Source organism: Pseudomonas sp. WHRI 8519 (assembly GCF_040224055.2).
GTDB classification, from domain to species: Bacteria; Pseudomonadota; Gammaproteobacteria; order Pseudomonadales; family Pseudomonadaceae; genus Aquipseudomonas; species Aquipseudomonas putida_X.
Genome location: NZ_CP167996.1, coordinates 2,897,905 through 2,917,434, shown reverse-complemented (window position 1 = coordinate 2,917,434; position 19,530 = coordinate 2,897,905). Strand labels below are relative to the sequence as shown.

The 19,530-nt window shown below is 64.4% G+C and carries 15 protein-coding genes, 1 pseudogene and 1 riboswitch; of the genes and pseudogenes, 13 read left to right on the top strand and 3 right to left on the bottom strand.

Annotated elements, in window-relative coordinates; genetic code table 11:
- Positions 1-109: 109 nt before the first annotated feature.
- The 8 genes from ABRP30_RS13405 to asnB all read left to right on the top strand — a co-directional run bounded on the left by ABRP30_RS13405 (position 110) and on the right by asnB (position 9,547).
- Positions 110-1,249 carry a glycerate kinase gene (locus tag ABRP30_RS13405; RefSeq protein ID WP_349975328.1) on the top strand — a complete coding sequence of 380 codons (1,140 nt, stop codon included), beginning with the start codon at positions 110-112 and terminating at the stop codon, positions 1,247-1,249.
- Positions 1,250-1,610: 361 nt separating this feature from the next.
- Positions 1,611-2,927 carry an AMP-binding protein gene (locus ABRP30_RS13400; RefSeq protein WP_349975329.1) on the top strand — a complete coding sequence of 439 codons (1,317 nt, stop codon included), beginning with the start codon at positions 1,611-1,613 and terminating at the stop codon, positions 2,925-2,927.
- Complete coding sequence (locus ABRP30_RS13395; protein WP_349975330.1) at positions 2,924-4,639, top strand: prenyltransferase/squalene oxidase repeat-containing protein; 1,716 nt, start codon at positions 2,924-2,926, stop codon at positions 4,637-4,639. Before ABRP30_RS13400 ends, ABRP30_RS13395 begins: the two co-directional genes overlap by 4 nt.
- A 9-nt stretch (positions 4,640-4,648) precedes the next feature.
- Positions 4,649-5,056, top strand: coding sequence for a hypothetical protein (locus ABRP30_RS13390; protein WP_349975331.1), 408 nt, complete (start codon positions 4,649-4,651; stop codon positions 5,054-5,056).
- Positions 5,053-5,337, top strand: coding sequence for an acyl carrier protein (locus ABRP30_RS13385; protein WP_349975332.1), 285 nt, complete (start codon positions 5,053-5,055; stop codon positions 5,335-5,337). The genes ABRP30_RS13390 and ABRP30_RS13385 overlap by 4 nt, the downstream gene beginning before the upstream one ends.
- The gene (locus ABRP30_RS13380; protein ID WP_349975333.1) at positions 5,334-6,329 is read left to right on the top strand and encodes an AMP-binding protein; all 996 of its coding nucleotides are present in this window, start codon (positions 5,334-5,336) and stop codon (positions 6,327-6,329) included. Before ABRP30_RS13385 ends, ABRP30_RS13380 begins: the two co-directional genes overlap by 4 nt.
- Positions 6,316-7,701, top strand: coding sequence for an amidase (locus ABRP30_RS13375; RefSeq protein ID WP_349975334.1), 1,386 nt, complete (start codon positions 6,316-6,318; stop codon positions 7,699-7,701). The genes ABRP30_RS13380 and ABRP30_RS13375 overlap by 14 nt, the downstream gene beginning before the upstream one ends.
- Positions 7,702-7,711: 10 nt before the next feature.
- On the top strand, positions 7,712-9,547 hold the full coding sequence (gene asnB / locus ABRP30_RS13370; RefSeq protein ID WP_349975335.1) for an asparagine synthase (glutamine-hydrolyzing): 1,836 nt from the start codon (positions 7,712-7,714) through the stop codon (positions 9,545-9,547).
- Here the strand turns inward: asnB and ABRP30_RS13365 are convergent.
- Entirely contained in the window at positions 9,536-10,507 is a 972-nt protein-coding gene (locus tag ABRP30_RS13365) for a LysR family transcriptional regulator (protein WP_241803453.1), read from the bottom strand. The genes asnB and ABRP30_RS13365 overlap by 12 nt on opposite strands.
- Before the next feature lie 271 nt (positions 10,508-10,778).
- On the opposite strand from ABRP30_RS13365, the pseudogene ABRP30_RS13360 reads away from it, so the two are divergent.
- Positions 10,779-11,351 (top strand): annotated as a pseudogene (locus ABRP30_RS13360) (SDR family NAD(P)-dependent oxidoreductase); the annotation flags it as partial.
- A gap of 42 nt (positions 11,352-11,393) precedes the next feature.
- On the top strand, positions 11,394-12,503 hold the full coding sequence (locus ABRP30_RS13355; RefSeq protein WP_372490488.1) for an SMP-30/gluconolactonase/LRE family protein: 1,110 nt from the start codon (positions 11,394-11,396) through the stop codon (positions 12,501-12,503).
- 10 nt (positions 12,504-12,513) lie between these two features.
- On the opposite strand, the gene ABRP30_RS13350 is transcribed toward ABRP30_RS13355, so the two are convergent.
- Together ABRP30_RS13350 and ABRP30_RS13345 are read right to left on the bottom strand one after the other, a co-directional pair.
- Complete coding sequence (locus ABRP30_RS13350) at positions 12,514-13,443, bottom strand: site-specific integrase (RefSeq protein WP_349975336.1); 930 nt, start codon at positions 13,441-13,443, stop codon at positions 12,514-12,516.
- 90 nt (positions 13,444-13,533) lie between these two features.
- The gene (locus ABRP30_RS13345) at positions 13,534-15,861 is read right to left on the bottom strand and encodes an EAL domain-containing protein (RefSeq protein ID WP_349975337.1); all 2,328 of its coding nucleotides are present in this window, start codon (positions 15,859-15,861) and stop codon (positions 13,534-13,536) included.
- Between the two features lie 184 nt (positions 15,862-16,045).
- Positions 16,046-16,159, top strand: a riboswitch (TPP riboswitch).
- A gap of 78 nt (positions 16,160-16,237) precedes the next feature.
- On the opposite strand from ABRP30_RS13345, the gene ABRP30_RS13340 reads away from it, so the two are divergent.
- The 3 genes from ABRP30_RS13340 (at position 16,238) to ABRP30_RS13330 (ending at position 19,511) form a co-directional block, all read left to right on the top strand.
- Positions 16,238-16,885 carry a TenA family protein gene (locus ABRP30_RS13340; RefSeq protein ID WP_349975338.1) on the top strand — a complete coding sequence of 216 codons (648 nt, stop codon included), beginning with the start codon at positions 16,238-16,240 and terminating at the stop codon, positions 16,883-16,885.
- 2 nt (positions 16,886-16,887) lie between these two features.
- Positions 16,888-17,547 (top strand): thiaminase II, encoded by a 660-nt coding sequence (gene tenA, locus ABRP30_RS13335; RefSeq protein ID WP_267815997.1) that lies wholly within the window; start codon positions 16,888-16,890, stop codon positions 17,545-17,547.
- A 215-nt stretch (positions 17,548-17,762) separates the two neighbouring features.
- Positions 17,763-19,511: a BCCT family transporter gene (locus tag ABRP30_RS13330; protein WP_349975339.1), complete on the top strand. Its 1,749-nt coding sequence runs from the start codon at positions 17,763-17,765 to the stop codon at positions 19,509-19,511.
- Positions 19,512-19,530: the final 19 nt, after the last annotated feature.

Genomic DNA, 19,530 nt, shown 5'->3' with positions numbered 1-19,530 from the left:
GGGCAAAAAAGGCATTTGCCCAAACAAGCTACCGGCCATTTGTGCATCCGACCGAGGCCCGCACGCCAGACAACTGTCAGCATGCGGCTATCTGGACAGGAGAATCACCATGAAAATCGTCATCGCCCCCGACTCGTTCAAGGACAGCCTCGATGCTGCCGGTGTCGCCCGTGCCATTGCCGCCGGCTTGGCCGAAGCGCTGCCGACCGCCGAGTTGCTCGAGTGCCCCATGGCCGATGGTGGCGAAGGCACCATGCAGGCGATTGTCGCTGCCAGCCACGGCGATCTGCGCCGGCAAACCGTACGCGGGCCACTGGGCCAGCGCGTGCAGGCCAGCTGGGGCTGGCTGGCCGACAGCCGCACGGCAATCATCGAGATGGCCCAGGCCAGTGGTATCCAGCTGCTGCCGAGTGCGCAGCGCGATGCCTGCCGCAGCTGCACCTGGGGTACCGGCGAGCTGATCGACGCCGCACTCAGCGCAGGGGCACAGCGCATCGTCCTGGCGATTGGTGGCAGTGCGACCAACGATGGCGGCAGCGGCATGCTGCGGGCCTTGGGCCTGCGCTTGCTGGACGCCGACGGCCAGCCACTGGCAGACGGCGGCCTGGCCCTGGCCGGGCTGGCACGCATCGATGCCAGTGGCTTTGACCCGCGCCTGGCGCAGGTTCAGGTCGACGTGGCGGCCGATGTCGACAACCCCCTGTGCGGGCCCAATGGTGCTTCGGCGATCTTCGGGCCACAAAAGGGCGCCAGCCCCGAGCAGGTCCAGGCCCTGGACAAAGCGCTGAGCCACTTTGCCGACCATTGTGCGCAGCTGCTGGGCCAAGACGTGAGAGCACTGCCAGGGTGTGGCGCGGCCGGCGGCATGGGCTTCGCTGCCAAGGCCTTCATGCAGGCGCAGTTCCGCCCTGGCGTGGAAGTGGTCGCGGAGCTGGCCGGCCTCGATGCGCTGGTACAAGGCGCCGACCTTGTGATCACAGGTGAGGGCCGCTTCGATGCTCAGACCCTGCGGGGCAAGACCCCGGTGGGCGTGGCCCGGGTCGCCAAGCGCCACGGGGTGCCCGTGGTGGTGCTGGCGGGCACGTTGGGCGACGGCTATCAGCAGCTGTATGCGCATGGCATCGATGCGGCCTTTGCCCTGGCCAGCGGGCCGATGACCCTGGAGCAGGCGTGCGCCGACGCCGCGCACTTGTTGCAGGCCCGGGCAAACGATATCGCGCGGGTATGGCGGTGCGCCCAAGGGCGTTGAAGCCTCTGCGGCAAACATGGCGATGCGCCGCGTGGGCGGCGCACGATCGCAAAGATGCGGATAAAGCCCTTGGCATGCCCTAAATACCTCACCTGCTCGACAGCCTGCCTGGCTGCGTGGCGATAGTGCTGCAGGCGGACACCCTTTGGGAAATACCAAAAACATCTTTATCTGATATCCCGCCGGATCCACGGTGCGATGAGGGAAATGCGTTCAGAAAAAGCGCACTTAATGATCAGGTTTTACCTGCTGAAGTTGCTGAATAATACCCCGCACCTATCACCGACGGTTTCAAATAAGTATTTTACTTGAGCCGGACGCTCGCCAATTCTCTGCGCTGTTCATTCGAGAGGGCGAGTCGATGTTAGTTCATAGCGACCAGGATTACGGCGTGCTGCAGGCCGCGGAACGCGAGCTTCAGCTGCAAGCGGGGCAGGTGCCCGACGCCGCATTTTATGAACGCAAGTTGCAAGCAGTTTGGACGCGAGCACAACACAGCGCCCATTACGCGAACATAGGTCCTTACAGTGCAGCGGCCTTCCAGCAGTTGCCCGTGACCGCCAAGGCATTGCTCAAGGATCAACCGCTCAAGTTCTGCACCGTAGAACTCGGTGAGGCGGCCAAGTATTACGCGACCACCGGCACCACTGGCGAGCCGACACCAACCCCGCGTGTGAAAGAGGACATCATCTGGAACGCCGTCAGCGTCGCCAGCCATTGGCGGACGGTGCTGCGCCCGGGTGCTCGGGTGGCCAACCTGATGCCATCGGACATCGTGCCGGTAGGTGACCTGATCGCCAATGTCTGCGAGTACCTGGACGTTTCCCACGTGCGCCTCTATCCCTTCACCACCGGGATTACCGACTGGGAACGTGTGTGCAAGACCTTCGACACCTATCGGCCTACGGTGCTGTTCATCGCGCCGGGTGTGTTGGTGCAACTGACCCGCTACCTGAAACAGCGCGAAATGCTGCACAGCTTCGCCGGGTCGGTGCGCTCGATCATGTTGCTTGGCGAGGTCAACACCCAGCCGTTCCGTGAACGCCTGGCGCGTTGGTGGCAATGCGATGTGTTCGATGCCAGCTACGGCAGTACCGAAACAGGCACCCTGGCCGCAGTGGGCGAAGACCTGCAGATGCGCCTGGCCACGGCGAGCAATCATTTCGAACTGCTGTTGCCCGACGGCAAGCTGGTGACCCCGGCCGAGGGTCTCACGGGCCGCCTCGTAGTTACGCCGCTGAACCTCTATGCACGGCCGCTGTTGCGTCTGGACACCGGTGACAGCGTGACCATCACCTCGCCTTGGGCGCCAGGCCGGATCAGCCCGACACTGCAGGTCAATGGGCGTGACAGCGACAGCGTCCGGGTGGCGGGGGTAGGCCTTGAAATCCGCGCGGTCGAGGAGGTGGTCTACGGCAGTTGCGATGCCACCGGGTATGTCATCGAAGTGGACCGCCAGGCTGACAGCGCCGCGCTGATCCTCGAACGTGACGTGGTCTGGGACACCAGCCAGGAAGCGCGCCTGCAAGCGCATCTGCTGGAGCGCTCCGAGCAGCACATGGGGCTGCGCTGGAGCCGTGTACTGTTCGTCAACAACCTGTCGGCGCTGAACAAGAGTGGCGGGTCGCAAAAGAGCTGGAAGAAAACCAACCTGCGCTACGTCGGTGGCCAGCAATGACGCCGCCACGCTTCCCTGCGGGGCAGGGCCTGGGCAACGGCCAGGCGGATTTGTGGTGCACCTATGCGGCCATACGCAGCCTGGCCTGGGTCGAGCGCCTTGAGCAAGCCGATGCGCCGGTATTGCAGGCCTACATCCTGTCTCGGCGTAACCGCGATGGCGGCTTTGCCTGGAGCAAGGGGATGCCGTCCGATGCCTGGGCCACGTTTTACTGCACCGAAACCCTGCACGACCTGGGCGTTGCGATTGAAAAGAGCGACGAGACAGCGGCCTGGATCACTACCCTGTTCGATGGAAACGCCTATGCCATGTGCCCGGGCCAGACGGCGGACGTGTGGGCCAGCCACTATGCGCTGCGCACCTTGATCGAAGTGTGCCAGGGCCAGGTAGCGGATTCCGCGCCCTTGTATGAATGGCTCGAAGGGTTGCAGTGTGCCAATGGTGGCTTGAGCTGGTCGGCGGATTTCGCCCGACGCAACCTCGCCGACACCCGTGCCTGTTTCTACGGCGTGATGGCTGCGCGAGCGTTGGCGCGCCAGGGCTTGCCGGCGCCGCAATGGGACCTGCCACGTTTGATCGGCTGGCTGCAGGCGCAGCAGCTGGAGTGTGGCGGCTTTCGCTTCAGCGAAGCGGCGGCTGTGCCGTGCCTGTGGGCGACGTATCGCGCCACCGCCAGCCTTGCTGCATTGCAGGCGCAACCGCTGGGCCGTCAGCGCTGCGCCGAGTGGATCGATGCCTTGCGCGGCCCGACCGGTGCGTTCGTACGCTGGGCCGGTTATGACGGTGAGGACGTCTGGGCGGCATTCTGCGCAGTGGGTTCACTCAAGGCACTGGGCGAGCCGGTGGCGCACCTGGCCGATGACGTGGCTGCATTCATCGCCACGTTGTGCATGCCCCAAGGCGGTTATTCGTACCGCCGCGCCGACACCGCCGCCGACGTGCTGACCACTGCGGCGGCGGTGCTGGGCGATCGCCTGGCCCCGCAGCAGCGCGATGCAGCCCTGTTCTGGATCGAAGGCTGTCAGATGCCCAACGAAGCCGGGATCATGTATATGCCAGGCCGTGGTGCCGAGGTGCGGTGCACCAACTGGTGCCTTGCAGCGGGCGCCTTCGGTGGCCAGCCCGGACCTCGCCAGGCGATCGGCCGCTGGCTGGCCCCGCTGCAGAACCCTGACGGCGGCTTCGGGTTCTGGGAGGGACGCGGCTCGGACATGGTGTCCACCGCATCGGCCGTGTCGATCGTGCGGCAGTTGGGCGATGACAACGGCGTGGACCTCGCGGCCATCGAACGCTTCGTCGGCAGCTGCCGGCAAGCCCATGGCTACGCATCGTTCCCGCGGGGCGAAGTGTCCCTGCGCGCCGGGTTGCAGGCCCTGGCCTGCCTGGCCTACACCGGCAACGACGTCACTGAGGCGGCCGCCGCGTTACTGGCTGCGCACAAAGTGCGCCAGGGGGGCTTCGCCAACCAGGGGCAGCGCATACCTGACCTGCTCAGTACCTACCAGGCGGTGGCACTGGCTGCCGAACTGGGCCTGCCGGTGGACCTTGCCCACCTGCGCTTTTTCCTCGACAAGGTGCACGGCGACGCCGGCCACGCCTGGTCGCCCTTGTTCCTGCAAGGGGTGGACGCGCTGTCCATTTGCCTGGGCCGCCTGCTCGACGCCTTTGCCCAAGGCCTGCGCCAACAGCTGCCCAGCTTGCAGTTGTCGTAAGGAGCCGCCATGCCCACCCTCACTGTTTGCTGTGCACCGCTGCAACCCTTGGAGCGCAAGCGCCTGGCACTGGCCTTTACCCGCCAGCTCAAGCAGCTGGGCGCTGACGCTGCGCATTGCATGGTGTTCTTCAACCCACTACCTGAGGCCAGTGTGTTCAGCGCCGGCATGCCGATGCCGGTTGCCGACCGCGACGGCGCACCGGCGCAGTTCCATGTGCGCATCACCTTGTCGCAGGCCCGCGATCGTCACGCCCACCAGGCGCTGGCTGAAGGGCTGCACGGCTGCCTGCGCACGCAGTACCCCAAAGCCTTCATTTACCTGCACTTCGATCCGATCCTGCCCGAGCACGTGTTCTTCAGTGCCGGAGCGGAATTGACCAACGCTGCCCACCAACAAGGAAAGACCGGCTCGTGAACGACCTCAGCATTGAACAGCGTATCCGCCAAACCCTCGGCCAGTTGCTTGGCGAGCACGTCGACGCGATCGACAAGCGCGACAGCTTTCGTGACTTTCTTGGTGAACGCTTCGACAGCCTCATGGCTGTTGAAGTGATCACCGCCATCGAAGGCTGCTTCGACATCGAAGTGGACTACCTCAGCGACGATGTGCGCTTCTGGTTCGAAACCCTGGAAAAGATGGAACGCTTCGTCGGGCAAAAACTGCAAGATCAACTGACCCTGCAGGCCGCCAAGTGAACGCCGAGCATCTGTTCACCACCTCCGGCTCAACGGGTGCGCCCCGGCAATGGCTGCGCAGCCAGGCGCAGATGGCGTGCGAAGCGGCCCTGATCCTCGGCCGCTGGGCGCCTGATGCACGGGAGATTTTCTCGTTCGCGCCCGCCTGCCACAGCTACGGCATGATCCTTGGCGAGGTCGGTGCGCGGGTTTTGCATGCGCGGTTGCACGCCTGTTCGCTGGAGCAGCAGCGCCTGCCAGCGCTCGAGGGCGAGGGGCCGTGCGTGATTCTGGCCATTGCCAGTACCTGGCGCGTGCTGCCGGCGCTGCTGGCCCGGCTGAGCACCCGGCGTCAGGTACTGGTGGTGCACAGCGCCTCGCTGCTGCCCGCCGGTGCCATGGCCACGGTGCAGCGCCATGCCGGGCCGCAGGTACGTTTCATCGAACTGCTGGGTTCCACCGAAACCGGGGCCATGGCTTACCGCGAGCTGGATGCGCACAGTGACGCTGAGCAGCCCTGGACGCTGCTGGACGATGTGACACTGCTCAGCCCCCCTGGCCAGCCCTGTGCGCTGAACGTGGCCAGCCCGCGCATCGCCCGCCAGCCGGGCCAGGCACGCGCTGCCGCGACGCACCGTTGCGATGACCTGGTACGGGTGCTGGACGCACAGCGGTTCCAATGGTTGGGGCGGGCCAGCAGCCTGATCAAGGTCAATGGCCTGCGCGTCGATCTGGCCCGCTTGGCCAGTGATCTCGCCCAGCGCCTGGACTGCCCGACGCTGGCCTGCGTTGCCGTGGCCGATGCGTTGCGCGGCGAAGCGTTCGAGGTGCTGTACAGCGGCGAGACCCTCACCGAGCACGCGGTGCGGGAGGCTTTGCGCCAATTACCGCCGGGCCATCCATGGCCGGTTGCGGTACGCCGTGTCACCGACCTGCCTTTGTCCGCCACCGGCAAGCCTCTGCCGTGGGCGGCTTCTACCTCTGTCAAGGAATGCACCCATGAACCACGTTGACACCAAAGACGCCATCGCCCACTACCTGAGCAACTGCGGCGCCGACGCCACCCGCGGACGTGAGCAGCCCGAATACCTGGGATTGAGCCTGCGCAAACGCCACGAATTGCTGCAGCGCAACCCCGAGCTTGCCGCGGACTGGGCGCAGCAGTACGCACACTGGAGCGTGCATGCCGACAGCCACTACCGTTGCCTGACCAGCACCCGCGAGGTCGAGGCACCGTGGTACCGCCTTGGGGTGAAGGACACCGTCGATGTGCAAGGCTTGCCGACCCGCCTGGGCCTGCGCAGCTACCGCCACTACCCCCAGCGCAGCGCCGAGGCGCTGGCTTTTCTCGACCCGCGCATTGCCCTGACCTGCAAGGTCGCCACTACCGAGCTGAACATTGCCTTTGGCGCAGGCTGCCGCAACCCGCGCTTCCCGAGCATCGATCCGTCTGGCTCCAGCACCGGTTCGGCCGTGTCGGTGGCAGCAGGGCTGTGCGATATCTCCTTGGGCACCGATGTGCTCGGCTCGGTACGCTGGCCGGCCTCGCACTGCGGCATGGTCGGCCTGCGCATGACCCAGAAGCCGGAGAGCCTGGCCGGCGTGTTTCCGCTGTCACCGCGTATGGACGCGCTGGGGTGGGTGGCCCGCAGCGCCGACGATCTTGGCCTGCTGTTCCCGTTGCTGGGGCTGGAGCCGCTGCTCGGCGAGCAACAGCCACTCAAAGAGCGCTATCGGGTCGCCATGCTGGAGCATGCGCTGGACCCGGCGCTGACCAGCGCGGCCATGCTCGACATGCTGGGCCAGGCGCGCAACGCGCTGGCAGACCTGGGCATGACGCCCGGTGAGGTTGCCATGCCGGACCTGTGGGCCTGCCGTGGCGACGCCTGGCAGCTGTGCGCGCGCGATGCGTGGCTGGCCTCGGCTGCCTGGGCACGGCGCTTCGACTGCGAGCTGCACTGGTCCACGCTCAGCGCCCTGAAGGTGGGTGAGGGCGTGAGCGATGCTGACTACCGGCGCATCCACCAGCGCATGGACAACGTCCGCGCCGGTATCGACGCCTGGTTCAACGAGGCTCAAGTGGATTTCGTGGTATTCCCCATGGACCCAAACCGACCCTTCGACCGGCGCAACCCGCAGCCAGGCGACTCGACCATCCCTTCGCCCGCGGACGAAGGCTATGAGCAGAAAATCAGCTTCACTCCGCTGGCCAGTTTCAGCGGCCTGCCGGCCATTACCGTGCCGATCTGCCTGAGTGCCGACGGCAAGGCACCGCTGGCCGTGCAGATCATGGGCCGGCGTGACAGCGAGCGCCAGTTGCTGGATGTCGCCAAGCGCCTGCAGGCCCTGACCGGCCTGCTGCCAACCCGTCGTCTTCACGTGTAAGGAGCACAGCATGTGCGGAATCACAGGCTGGGTGGACTACACCCGCAACCTGAGCCAGGCCGGCGAGATCATCGACGCCATGACCGATACCCTGGCACTGCGCGGGCCGGATGCCAGTGGCAGCTGGCGGCACCGCAATGCCCTGCTGGGCCACCGGCGGCTGGCGATCATCGACCTCAGCGGCGGCGTGCAGCCGATGACTTACCGCTGCGCCAGTGGCGAGGAAGTCGCGCTGATCTACACCGGCGAGGTCTACAACCACGACGCGCTGCGTGAGCGTCTGCGCCTGGCGGGCCACCAGTTCCAGACGCGCAGCGACACCGAAGTGGTGTTGCACGCTTATCTGGAATGGGGCGAACACTGCTGTGAGCACCTGAGCGGTATGTTCGCCTTCGCTGTGTTCGACGGGCGCGACGGCCACTTTTTGCTGGTGCGTGACCGGTTGGGGGTCAAGCCGCTGTACTACGCCCACCACCAGCAGGGGCTGCTGTTCGGTTCGGAAATCAAGGCAATCCTGGCGCACCCAGCGTTCGCCAGTGCGCTCGATGTGGTCGGCCTGGTGGACGCGCTGAGCCTCTCTCGCGGCACGGCGCGCACGGCCTTGCGCGGGGTCAGCGAACTGCCGCCAGGGCATCGCTTGTCCTGGCGGCCCAACGGGCGCGCCAAACTCAGCCGCTATTGGCAGTTGCAGCGCCGCGAACACCAGGATGACCTGCCCGGCACCGTGGCGCGCACCCGCGCGCTGCTCGGCAAAGCGCTGGGCGAGCAGTTGCATGCCGATGTGCCGGTCTGTTCGCTGCTCTCCGGGGGGCTGGACTCGACCATCCTCACGGCCATGGCGCAACAGCGCCTGACGGCAGCGCAGGGCGGCAGGGTCAATTCGTTTTCGGTGGATTTCGTTGGCCAGGCCGAGCAGTTCCAGAGCGACAGCTTTCGCCCGGAACGCGATCAGCCCTATGCACTGGCAGCTGCCGAACACATTGGCAGCCATCACCAGACCATCCTCATCGACAACGGCGAACTGGTGGCCGAGCCTGCGCGCACCGCGGTGTACCGGGCCAATGATTCGGCGGCCACCTTTGGCGATGTCGACACTTCGTTGTACCTGCTGTTCAAGGCCATCGGCCGCCATTCGACAGTGGCCATTTCCGGGGAAGCAGCAGACGAAGTGTTTGGCGGCTACGCCTGGTTCCGCGACCCGCAGGTACTGGCGGCGCAGCGCTTTCCTTGGCTTTCGCGCATGCAGTTGCTGCAGCCTGAGCTGATCAACCCGGACTTCAACCGGCTGTGTGACTTTGCCAGTTACCAGGACGGGTGCTATCACCAGGCGCTGGACAGCGTCGAGCACTTGCCCGGCGACAGCCCGCAAGAGCGGCGCATGCGTGAGATCTGCCACATGCACCTGCAGCGCTGGCTGCCAATTCTGCTCGACCGCAAGGACCGCCTGAGCATGGCCGCCAGCCTGGAGGTGCGTGTTCCGTTCACCGATCATGAGCTGGTCGAGTACATTTACAACGTCCCGTGGTCGATCAAAGGTAAAGACGGTGTGGAGAAGTGGCTGCTCAAGCAGGCCTGCGTCGATATCCTGCCACCGGCCGTGCTGCAGCGGCGCAAGAGCCCTTATCCGACCTCGGCCAACCTGGGCTACGAACGGTTCCTGCGTGAGCGGGCCAGGCGCCTGCTTGGGCGGGCGGACAGCCCGGTGTTCCAGGTGATCGACCGTGTCCGGCTGGGTGCTGAGCTGCATCAGCCCGAGGGCTATTTCAACTCACAGTTGCGCCGTAACCACCTCGAGACCGCTCTGGCACTGGATGCCTGGCTGCGCGAATACCGCTTAGCGGTGTGATTCGCGCTTGTCGCTGCCATCCAGAATGAACGGTTGCTGGATGGTGTCGACGAATCGGCGAGGGGCCCCCAGGTCGAGCATCGATATGAAACTGCCCAAGGCTGGGGAGGCGTTCTGGATGTTCCAGTTCATGTACAGCCCCATGGTCGGCGTGGGCTGGTCCTTGATCGGCCGGATAGGGCGAAACTGCACGCGCTCGCGCAGCGTCGAGTAGGCGATCGATTCAGGCACCAGGGCAACCCCGAAGCCGCACGCCACCAGCCCGATCAGGGTGTGGATCTGCGCCGCTTCCTGCACTACCTTAGGGTAGAAACCGGCCGATTCGCACAGCGCGATCAGCTGGCTGTGGTAGCCGCTGCCAAGCGCTTGCGGGGTGAAGACGAAATCCTCTTCGGCAAAATCGCGCAGGTCGACCACAGGCTGATGCACCTTGGCGTGGCTGGCGGGCAGCGCCATGACGATCTGCTCATTGAGCAGCAATCTGGATTCGATGGTGTCAGGGGGCATCGGCAGCTTGCGCATGAAGCCGATGTCCGCTTCACCGGCCATCAACGCCTTGGCCTGGGAGGCTGACGGCATTTCGCGAATGGTAAGCCGCACGTTCGGGTAGGTTTCGCGAAATTTCTTCAGGGTATTGAGCAGCGACTCGTAGTAAGCGATGGAGATGGCGGTGATGGTCAGCTTGCCGCAGATGCCCTCGGACACGTTACGGGCGTATTCGATGCCTTGCTCCAGCTCCTTGAGGGTACGGTAGGCGGTTTCCAGGAAGGCCATGCCTGCGGCGGTGAGCTTGACCCCGCGCTTGTTGCGCAGGAACAGGCTGAAGCCCAGCTTCTCTTCGAGTCGGTTGATCGCCTGGCTCAGGGGCGGCTGTGCCATGTGCAGGCGGATGGCTGCCTTGTGAAAGTGCAGCTCCTCGGCCACGGCAATGAACTGCCTGAGCAAACGTGTCTCGATCATTCTACGTTCCTTCATCGAGTCGAACGGGGGCCGGGAAAGCGTTCACCGGCGGCCGACCCTGCAAGGCGGCCATGATAGTGCGTGGCATCGCGGCGACAAAGCCTCTGCTGCAAACGGCTGATCCGGGGGCCTGAGGTTGCAGGTCGGGGTGCATCGGAAGATGGCAGGCCTCAGGTGATATCCAGCAGATATCAAAGTTGCATGCTTTTAATATTAAGTCATTGATTTTTTTATTGTTATCGTAAAAAAGGAGAATCGGAAGGGCGCTACAATGCCAAGCACAGACCCATTCAAAGATAAAGTCGCCATCGTCACCGGTGCCGCCCAGGGCCTGGGCCTGGATTACGCCATGGCGCTGGCCGCGCGGGGAGCGCGGGTAGTCATCAGCGACCTGGGCACTGACCGCTCAGGTGAAGGGCAGAACCCGGCGGCGGTCAGCGTCGCGCTCGAAACGCTGCGGGGGCAGGGTTTCGAGGTGGTCGCTCATGCCGGCCACCTGGAAAACGAAGACGATTGCCGCGAACTGGTGGAACTGGCCATCGCGCATTTCGGCGCGCTGGATATCCTCATTCACAACGCCGGTTGGGTCGATTATCAAGGCATCGAGACCCAGGAGCAGGCGTTTCTCGATCGCGCCCTGGGCATCAGCGTGCACGCCCCGGTATGGCTGGCCAAGCATGCCTGGAAGCACCTCAAGCAAGCCGAGGCACCGCGCATAGTGCTCACCACCTCGGACCGCGCCATGTACCAGCGCTATGCCCAGCCAGGCCTGGTCGCCTACTCGGCGGGCAAGATGGCTCAGGTGGGCATCATGAACGCATTGAGCATGGAAGGGTTGGAACACGGCATCTTGGTCAATGCGGTCTCGCCGGTGGCCAAAACCAGGATGTGGGGCGTGACCCAGCCACCGGAAGAACTCAAGCCGCAATGGGTGACACCGGGCGTTCTGTACCTGGCCAGCCCGCTTTGCCGGGATACCGGGTACATCCTGCGGGCCAGCAATGGCCAGTTCACCGCCACGCGTTTCAGCGAGAACAGCGGCGTGAGCTACCCGCGTGACCTGGCGCGCGTCGAGGCTTCCAGCCTGGGCGAAGTGGCCGAACGCTGGAGCCTCATCAAGGAATGCCACTACGTGCCGACCAAGGTCGCCAACACCCGGGCCGACCTGGGTGAGAGCCCTGTGTGGGATGCGCGCACCGGCGCGTTGTATTTCGTCGATATCACCGGCGGGCGAATTCACCGGCTGCTAACGGATGGCGAAGTCGAGACCCTCTATGAATCCGCTGCCCGTATCGGTGCCTTGGCACTGACCGACCAAGGCAACCTGATATTCACCGAAGATGCCAGCGTTGCCATTCTGGATATGTCGTCTTGCAAGGTGCGCCAGTACTCGGCGCCTGTGCATCACCGCCCGAGCTACCGCTTCAACGACGGCGCCTGCGACCCGCAAGGGCGCTTCGTCACCGGGCTGATGGACGAGGGCCCGAGCGGCAAGACCGGCGCGCTGCTGCGCTTTGACGGGGAACTGCACGATGTGGTGATCCATGACGGCATGGCGTTGCCCAATGGCATTACCTGGTCCGCCGATGGCAATACCGTTTTCTTCGTCGACTCCGCTGCTCGCTCGATCTACCGCGCCGCGTATCTGCCCGAAGGGCGGCTGGAGCAGGTCAGCCTGTTTGCCGAGACGCCTGCCGAACTGGGGCGCCCTGACGGCATCGCCCTGGATCGTGAAGGTGGGTTATGGGTGTGTCAGTTCAATGGCAGTTGCCTGCTGCGCTATGACCGCGACGGCCATTTGACCGAACAGGTGGTGATGCCAGTGCCGCGCCCGACCAGTTGCTGTTTCGGTGGCGACGGCATGAGCACGCTGTACATCACCACGGCACGGGTCGGCATGTCGCCCACCGAGTTGCGGCATTACCCGGACGCTGGCGACCTGTATGCGATTCGCCCGGAAGTGGGCGGTGTTGCCCGCTACACGTTCACGGAATGAGCGCTTGCCCCTAGCTGGCCGGTAACACGGCCAGTTCCCCAAACCGCTGGCCCGAGTCGATATAGCGCAACGCCGATTTGGCATCCTTCCAGCCCACATAACTCATCAGCGACTTCAGCTCCCAGCCGTTGGCCGTGGCCCAGGTGGCAAAACCACGGCGCAGGGAATGGCCGGTGTACAGCGCCGCCGGCACGCCGGCCCGTTCGAGCATGCGCCGCAACAGGCCGACCAGGCTGTTGCTGTTGAGCGCTGTGTCGCCCAGGTTGCCCCAGCGGTCGAGCTTGCGAAACACCGGGCCGTGGGCGATGCCCGCCACTTCGAGCCACTGCAGGTAGGCTGCGACAGGGCACAGCGCCTTCAAGGCCGGGGTGCGGTGTTGTACGCCAAGCGCTTCACGGTCACCTTTGCTGCGTGGCAGGAACAGGCTGATGCCCACGCCGGCCTCGGCCTGGATGTGCTCCACCCGCAGGCGCGCCAGTTCGTCACCGCGAAACCCACGCCAGAAACCCAGCAACAATAGTGCGGTGTCACGCCGGGCGCGGCGCAGTGCTGGCAGGTCATGCTGGTCGCGGGCCAGCCTGGCCTCTTGTTCAAAACGCTCGACAGCCGTTTGCAGGTGCTGCAACAGCAGCGGGGCGGCCTGTTTCGGCGGTGTCGGGTGCAAGGTGCGGATGCCGCGCAGCACCTGGCGCACCAGCGGGGCCTTGGTCGGGTCGGGGAAGCCTTGGCTGATGTGCCATTGGCTGAGGGCCGCAAGGCGTTGGCGCAGGGTGCTGACCGCATGCTGCCCGGCGTGATCGGCCAGGTAGCGGGCAATGCTGTCGGCAGTGGCCGGGAGGAACCCGCCCCAGTGGGCTTCGAAATGCTCGATGGCAGCCTGATAACTGCGCCGGGTGTTGTCACGGGTGGCGGCGCGGACGTAGCGCTCTATGTCGGTCATGTGAGGGTGGTGTCAGCGTGTGTTGCCACCACAATAAACCCTAACGTCTGGTCTGTCCCGGCTCTTTGACGGGTGCGCCCGCCCAAGGCTTCAGAGCACGCATGGCTTTTCCTCGATGCCGTTGAAGGGCGGGTATTCACGCAGTTGCGCCGGCGACAAGGGGCGGCTGAAGTGGTAGCCCTGGGCAATATCGCAGCCGGCAAGTTTCAGGCACACCACCTGCTCGCGCGTTTCGACCCCTTCGGCCACCACCTCCAGCCCCAGGCGCTTGGCCAGAATAATGGTCGAGGAGACGATCGGGCTGTCGTCGTGGCTGTTGCACAGCGGTGCGATCAGCGACCGGTCGATCTTGAGCTTGCTCAACGGCAGTGACTGCAAGTGGGCGAAGCCGGCGTAGCCACGCCCGAAGTCGTCGAGGCTGATGCCCAGGCCGGCCGCGCGCAGGCGGTGCAGATGCTCAACCGCCGTGCCTTCCGGGTCCAGAATGGTGGTTTCGGTGATTTCCAGCTCCAGCCGCTGCGGGCTGATGCCGTACAGCTGCAACTTCGCCAACAGGCGGGTGCTGAAGTCGGCCTGGCGCAGCTGCAATGCCGATACATTCACCGCCAGGCGGTTGTCGCGGCCCTGCAGATCCCAACGTGCCAGCTCCTCGCAGGCCAGGCGCAGCACTTCCCAGCCCAGCTCGATGATGAAACCGCTACGCTCGGCCAGGCCGATGAAGCGGTCGGGGTAGAGCAGGCCGAATTCTGGGTGGTCCCAGCGCACCAAGGCTTCATAGCCCAGCACGCGTTGGGTATCCAGGCGGATCTGTGGTTGGTAGTGCAGTACGAACTGACGTTCGGCCAGGGCACTGCCAAAGGCTTGTTCAAGGGTGAAGGCGTGGATGTCGGAAAGATTCAGCGAGGGGTCGAAGAAGCGGTACTGGGCACGCCCTGCCTGCTTGGCCGAGTACATGGCTGCGTCGGCGCAGCGGATCAGGCTGTCGATGTCCTGGCCGTCGCGTGGGCAGATGCTGATGCCGACACTGGGGCTGGTATTGACCTCCTGGCCGTCGAGGGAGTAAGTGGCCGAGAGTTTCTGCACCAGTTCGCGCACCCAGGTATCGATCTGTTCTTCACTGCGTTCGCCGGCCAGCAGTACCACGAACTCATCACCGCCGAAGCGCGAGGCTTCGTCACCTTGCTCAAGCAGGCGCTGAATGCGCCCGGCCACGGCTTGCAGCAGCAAGTCGCCGATCTTGTGGCCGAGCGAATCATTGATCGACTTGAAGCGGTCCATGTCGATGAACAGGATCGCCATCAGCCGGCGCTTGCCGCGTTGGCGGGTCAGCGCAAGGCCCGCCACCTCGACGAACTGGCGGCGGTTGTGCAGCCCACTGAGGTGGTCGGTGGCAGCGGCGTGGCTGCTGCGCCGGTGCGCATCTTCCAGTCGCCCGATCAATTGCTGGTTGACCTGTTGCGCATGCTCAAGGGCGCTGAAAGCCTCTTGACGCTTGTGCAGCAGGCGCAAGGTCCAGACCAGGCTGGCAAGGATCATCACCGTCATGCTCCAGTTCAACCAGAACTGGCGTGAATACGCCAGGGCAGTGGGGGCGAGGATTTCGTCGATGCGCTGGCTGACGATGATGCTGAACCCGCGCTCGTCGATGCGCCGGTACAGGCTCTGGTAGGGCTGGCCGGATGCATATTGGATGAGCAGCCCCGACTCGCTGGCAGATGACGGCAAACCGGGTTCGAAATCGACATCGGCCATGACCACGCCGCGGGTGTCGACACGCAGGCGCTCCTGGCCGTCGTCCTGCAGCAGGCGCATCAGGCCGGTGGTGCCCAGGTCAATGTGCTGGAACAGCACCGCGAGGTAGCCGATATCGAGCTGCACCACCAGGATCTTGTCGATCTCCCGGCCTGGCAGGCTGGTCAGCGGCAAGAGGAAGGGCAAGCGCCAGGTGGGCAGGGCCGAAGGGCTGAGGCCCGGTTCCACACGCGGCATGAAGGGTTTGAAACCGTAGTGCGCGACATGCAGTTTCAACTGCTGCAGCCAGCCGTCCGGCAGCGCCGCTACTTCATTGACGTGGCTGGCTGACAACAGCTTGCCATTTCGGTCGTACAGGCCCATGCGTTTGAACACCGGGTCCTCGGCAAGCAGCCGCGCCAGGCTCAGGCTGCCTTGGGGTAGCGCCTCCATGTCGTCCTGAGTGACGCGGCCCACAGCCTGGGCGCGATCAACCAGCTGGCGCAGGCTCTCAGCGACGATGCGGGCGAGGTTCTGGTGCTCGGCTGCCTTGGCCATCAGCGCATCCTGGCGCGCGGCGGCCTTCTGGCTGAAGTGGACCCCCCAAAGGAAGGTGAGGGTGGCGGCACAGAGCATCAGGATCAATAGGCGCAGCAGGCCTGCTGACGAGAGAAAACGGCGTATCACGGCTGGTATTCCCGACCCTGGGTGAAGGTCGGAAAATACGACAATAAGATGACAGGCTAATGACTGGTGGCTATTTGCTTCTATGCTGTCTCTCTTGCTGCCAAGGCCCTTGAAGGTACGGCTGTCGCGGGCTGCTCGGGGTGATCTGCTCCGTGACAAAGGCCCCGGAGGTGCTGTATACCTTCACGCCACCAAGGGGAGCCCGGCAACGGGCTGAGAAACCGCTGGCACTGCAGCGCGGTGACCCTTAGAACCTGATCCGGATCATGCCGGCGAAGGGATGGGACTACCAACCTGCCTTTTTGCCGGCCTCATTGCGAGGCCGCCCCATGCGCCACCGTCAAGGCCTCGCTGTCACCCTAGGGAGGGCAGCACCATGAACGAACCTTTCACCCACGCCTTGCGCCGCCAGAACGAACCGACCTGGTCGGCTGCAGTCGGCCACCGCTTCGTCACTGAACTGTGCAACGGTAGCGTGGCGGACCCGATCATGGTCCGCTACCTGGTGCAGGACCACCGTTTTCTCGACAGTTTCCTGACCTTGCTCGGCGCCGCCATCGCCACAGCCGACACCTTCGAGGCGCGCCTGCGTTTCGGCCGCTTTGCCGGGATGATCAGCAGCGATGAAAACACCTATTTCCTGCGCGCTTTCCAGGCGCTGGACGTGAGCCCGCAGCAACGCACCGAACCCAAGGACACGCTGCCGACCCAAGGTTTCAAGGCCATCATGCGCGAAGCCGCCGCGACCCGCTCCTATGCGGCGGCGCTGGCAGTGCTCAACGTTGCCGAAGGCCTGTACCTGGACTGGGCGCTCAAAGCACCGAAACCCTTGCCGGAAAACTTCGTCCATGCCGAGTGGATCACCCTGCATGACAACGCGGCATTCCAAGCGTTTGTCGCCTTCCTGCAGGCCGAACTGGACCGCGTAGGCCCGCAGGAGCCGGCACTGGCGAGTGACTTTTACCAGCGCACCGTGGCGCTGGAACTGGCCTTCTTCGACGCGATCTACGATCAGGAGGGCTGAGCATGGATATCTTCGAGCGCCTGAAAGCGGCCAGCGCCCCCCAGTGGTCGAGCTATGTGGAGCATGATTTCGTTCGGCAGATGGGTGAGGGCACCTTGAGCGAAGCAGCGTTCCGGACTTACCTGGTGCAGGATTACCTGTTCCTCATCCAGTTCGCCCGTGCCTGGGCGCTTGCCGCTTATAAAAGCAGGCTGCCGGCCGACATCCGCGCGGCCCAGGCTGGCCTGGCGGCAATCCTTGACGAAACCGAGCTGCACTTGCGCCTGTGCGCCCGTTGGGGCTTGTCGCAGGCCGATATCCAGGCCGCGCCGGAGCACCAGGCCACGGTCGCCTACACCCGCTACGTGCTCGACTGCGGCGCTGCCGGCGACCTGCTCGAACTGCATGTGGCCTTGGCACCGTGCGTGATCGGCTATGCCGAGATCGGCCGCACCCTCGCGGCGCACATCGGTGACCTCAGTGCTCACCCTTACCGAGAGTGGATTGCCGAATACGCCGGCGAGGGCTACCAGAGCGTGGCCTCTGCGGCACGCAAGCACCTCGATGAGCTGGCCGCACGCAGCATGACCGAGCAGCGGTTCGTGGAACTGGCGGCGATTTTTGGCCAGGCGTCGAGGCTGGAGGCGGACTTCTGGCAAATGGGGTTGGATGGGGCTGCCTGAGCCCGTTCAGGTTCTGTGCCGGTTACATCGGGGTTCGCACGATGTGACCGGTTGGTCGTTCAGAGGATGGGCCAGGACGGTCCTGGAATAGGGGCTGCTGTTTCGCTCACAGGATAATCGCGGGGCCTCCAGCGCGGCCGCCCCCGGTTTTTGCGCAGGCATCGCTAGCAATTACAACAACAAAAGCCTGCAGCAAAACTGAAAAGGGCCCATCGATGGCAACGCAAGAGCACGTTGAAACACCGCCGCTAGGCGTCACCGACCCGTCCAAGACTGCCGAGGCCAGGCAGGACCGCCACCTTGAAGGCAAGCTCGACTGGGCGGTGTTCGGCGTCACCAGCCTGCTGGCAATCGCTTTCATCAGCTGGGGTGTCGTCAACCAGGCCAGCCTCGCTGCAAGCGCAACCTCTGCGCAATCCTGGGTCATCGTCAACTTTGGCTGGTTCTTCGTGCTGACCTCCACCGTGTTCGTGATCTTCGTGCTGTGGTTGGCCGCCAGCCGCTACGGCAGAATCCCGCTGGGGCGCGATGGCGAAGCACCGGAGTTTCGCACGGTGTCCTGGGTTGCCATGATGTTCAGTGCGGGCATGGGCATCGGCCTGATGTTCTTCGGGGTCGCCGAGCCGCTGTCGCACTACATTTCACCACCGCCCGGCACTGCCGCAGGCCAATCGGACGAAGCACTGCAGGTGGCGATGGCGACCACGCTGTTTCACTGGTCGCTGCACCCCTGGGCAATGTACGCCATCGTCGGCCTGGCAATCGCCTACGGCACGTTCCGCCGCGGCCGTTCGCAGTTGATTTCCACCGCGTTCCGGCCCCTGATCGGCAAGCACGCCAACGGCCCTGTCGGCCGCATGATCGACATGATGGCGATCTTCGCCACCCTGTTCGGTTCAGCGGCCTCGCTGGGGCTCGGCGCCCTGCAGATTGCCGGTGGGTTGGAATACAACGGCTGGATCGAGCACCCCGGCAAGCTGTTCTACATCGCCATCATCACCTTGCTGACCATTGCCTTCGTTGCTTCGGCCGTGTCTGGCATCGGCAAGGGGATTCAGTGGCTGTCCAATATCAATATGGTGCTGGCATTGGCGTTGGCGCTGTTCGTCTTCCTGGTGGGGCCGACGCTGTTGATGCTCAACCTGTTGCCCACGTCGATCGGTGTCTACATCAAGATGTTGCCCGAGATGATGGCGCGCACCAGCGCCAGTGGGGGCGATGCGATGGACGCCTGGCTGGCCGGCTGGACCGTGTTCTACTGGGCCTGGTGGATTTCCTGGACACCTTTTGTGGGTATGTTCATCGCCCGCATCAGCCGCGGCCGCAGCATCCGCCAGTTCGTCAGCGGCGTGTTGCTGGTGCCGGGGCTGGTCAGCCTGGTGTGGTTCAGCATTTTTGGCGGCGCCGGCATCGATGCCCTGCGCGAAGGCAGCTTCGTCCTTATCGACGGTGCGGTGAACAGCAACCATGCCCTGTATCAGTTGCTCGACAGCTACCCATGGGCCTCAGCGACTTCGGTGCTGGTCATGCTCCTGGTGGCGATCTTCTTCGTCTCCGGGGCAGATGCGGCGTCGCTCGTGATGGGTACCTTATCCGAACACGGCACCACGCAACCCTCGCGTGCGACAGTGATTTTCTGGGGGGCACTGACTGGCACAGTCGCGGCCATCATGCTTGCGTTGGGCGACCCGGGTAACCCCGGCGAGGCGCTTACCGGCCTGCAGAACCTGACCATTGTCGTGGCGTTGCCATTTGTGGTGGTGATGGTGCTGTTGTGCCTGGCGCTGTACCGCGACCTGCGCAAGGACCCGATGATGCTGCGCCATCTGCGCGGCAGCGAGCTGATCGAAAAAGCGGTGCTGTACGGCGCGGTCAAGCACGGCGAGGAGTTCTACATCGTGGTGCAGGAGAAGAAACCCTCGTTCAAACCGGCCCCCGGCAAAGCCCGGGTGACAGAGCCTTGATCGACCGGGCGCGGCTGCG

Excerpts from the sequence above, each read along its gene's own strand:
- ABRP30_RS13405 (WP_349975328.1), top strand. The coding sequence starts at position 110 with ATGAAAATCGTCATCGCCCCCGACTCGTTCAAGGACAGCCTCGATGCT.
- ABRP30_RS13400 (WP_349975329.1), top strand. The coding sequence starts at position 1,611 with ATGTTAGTTCATAGCGACCAGGATTACGGCGTGCTGCAGGCCGCGGAA.
- ABRP30_RS13395 (WP_349975330.1), top strand. The coding sequence starts at position 2,924 with ATGACGCCGCCACGCTTCCCTGCGGGGCAGGGCCTGGGCAACGGCCAG.
- ABRP30_RS13390 (WP_349975331.1), top strand. The coding sequence starts at position 4,649 with ATGCCCACCCTCACTGTTTGCTGTGCACCGCTGCAACCCTTGGAGCGC.
- ABRP30_RS13375 (WP_349975334.1), top strand. The coding sequence starts at position 6,316 with ATGAACCACGTTGACACCAAAGACGCCATCGCCCACTACCTGAGCAAC.
- asnB (WP_349975335.1), top strand. The coding sequence starts at position 7,712 with ATGTGCGGAATCACAGGCTGGGTGGACTACACCCGCAACCTGAGCCAG.
- ABRP30_RS13365 (WP_241803453.1), bottom strand. The coding sequence starts at position 10,507 with ATGATCGAGACACGTTTGCTCAGGCAGTTCATTGCCGTGGCCGAGGAG.
- ABRP30_RS13355 (WP_372490488.1), top strand. The coding sequence starts at position 11,394 with ATGTGGGGCGTGACCCAGCCACCGGAAGAACTCAAGCCGCAATGGGTG.
- ABRP30_RS13350 (WP_349975336.1), bottom strand. The coding sequence starts at position 13,443 with ATGACCGACATAGAGCGCTACGTCCGCGCCGCCACCCGTGACAACACC.
- ABRP30_RS13340 (WP_349975338.1), top strand. The coding sequence starts at position 16,238 with ATGAACGAACCTTTCACCCACGCCTTGCGCCGCCAGAACGAACCGACC.
- tenA (WP_267815997.1), top strand. The coding sequence starts at position 16,888 with ATGGATATCTTCGAGCGCCTGAAAGCGGCCAGCGCCCCCCAGTGGTCG.
- ABRP30_RS13330 (WP_349975339.1), top strand. The coding sequence starts at position 17,763 with ATGGCAACGCAAGAGCACGTTGAAACACCGCCGCTAGGCGTCACCGAC.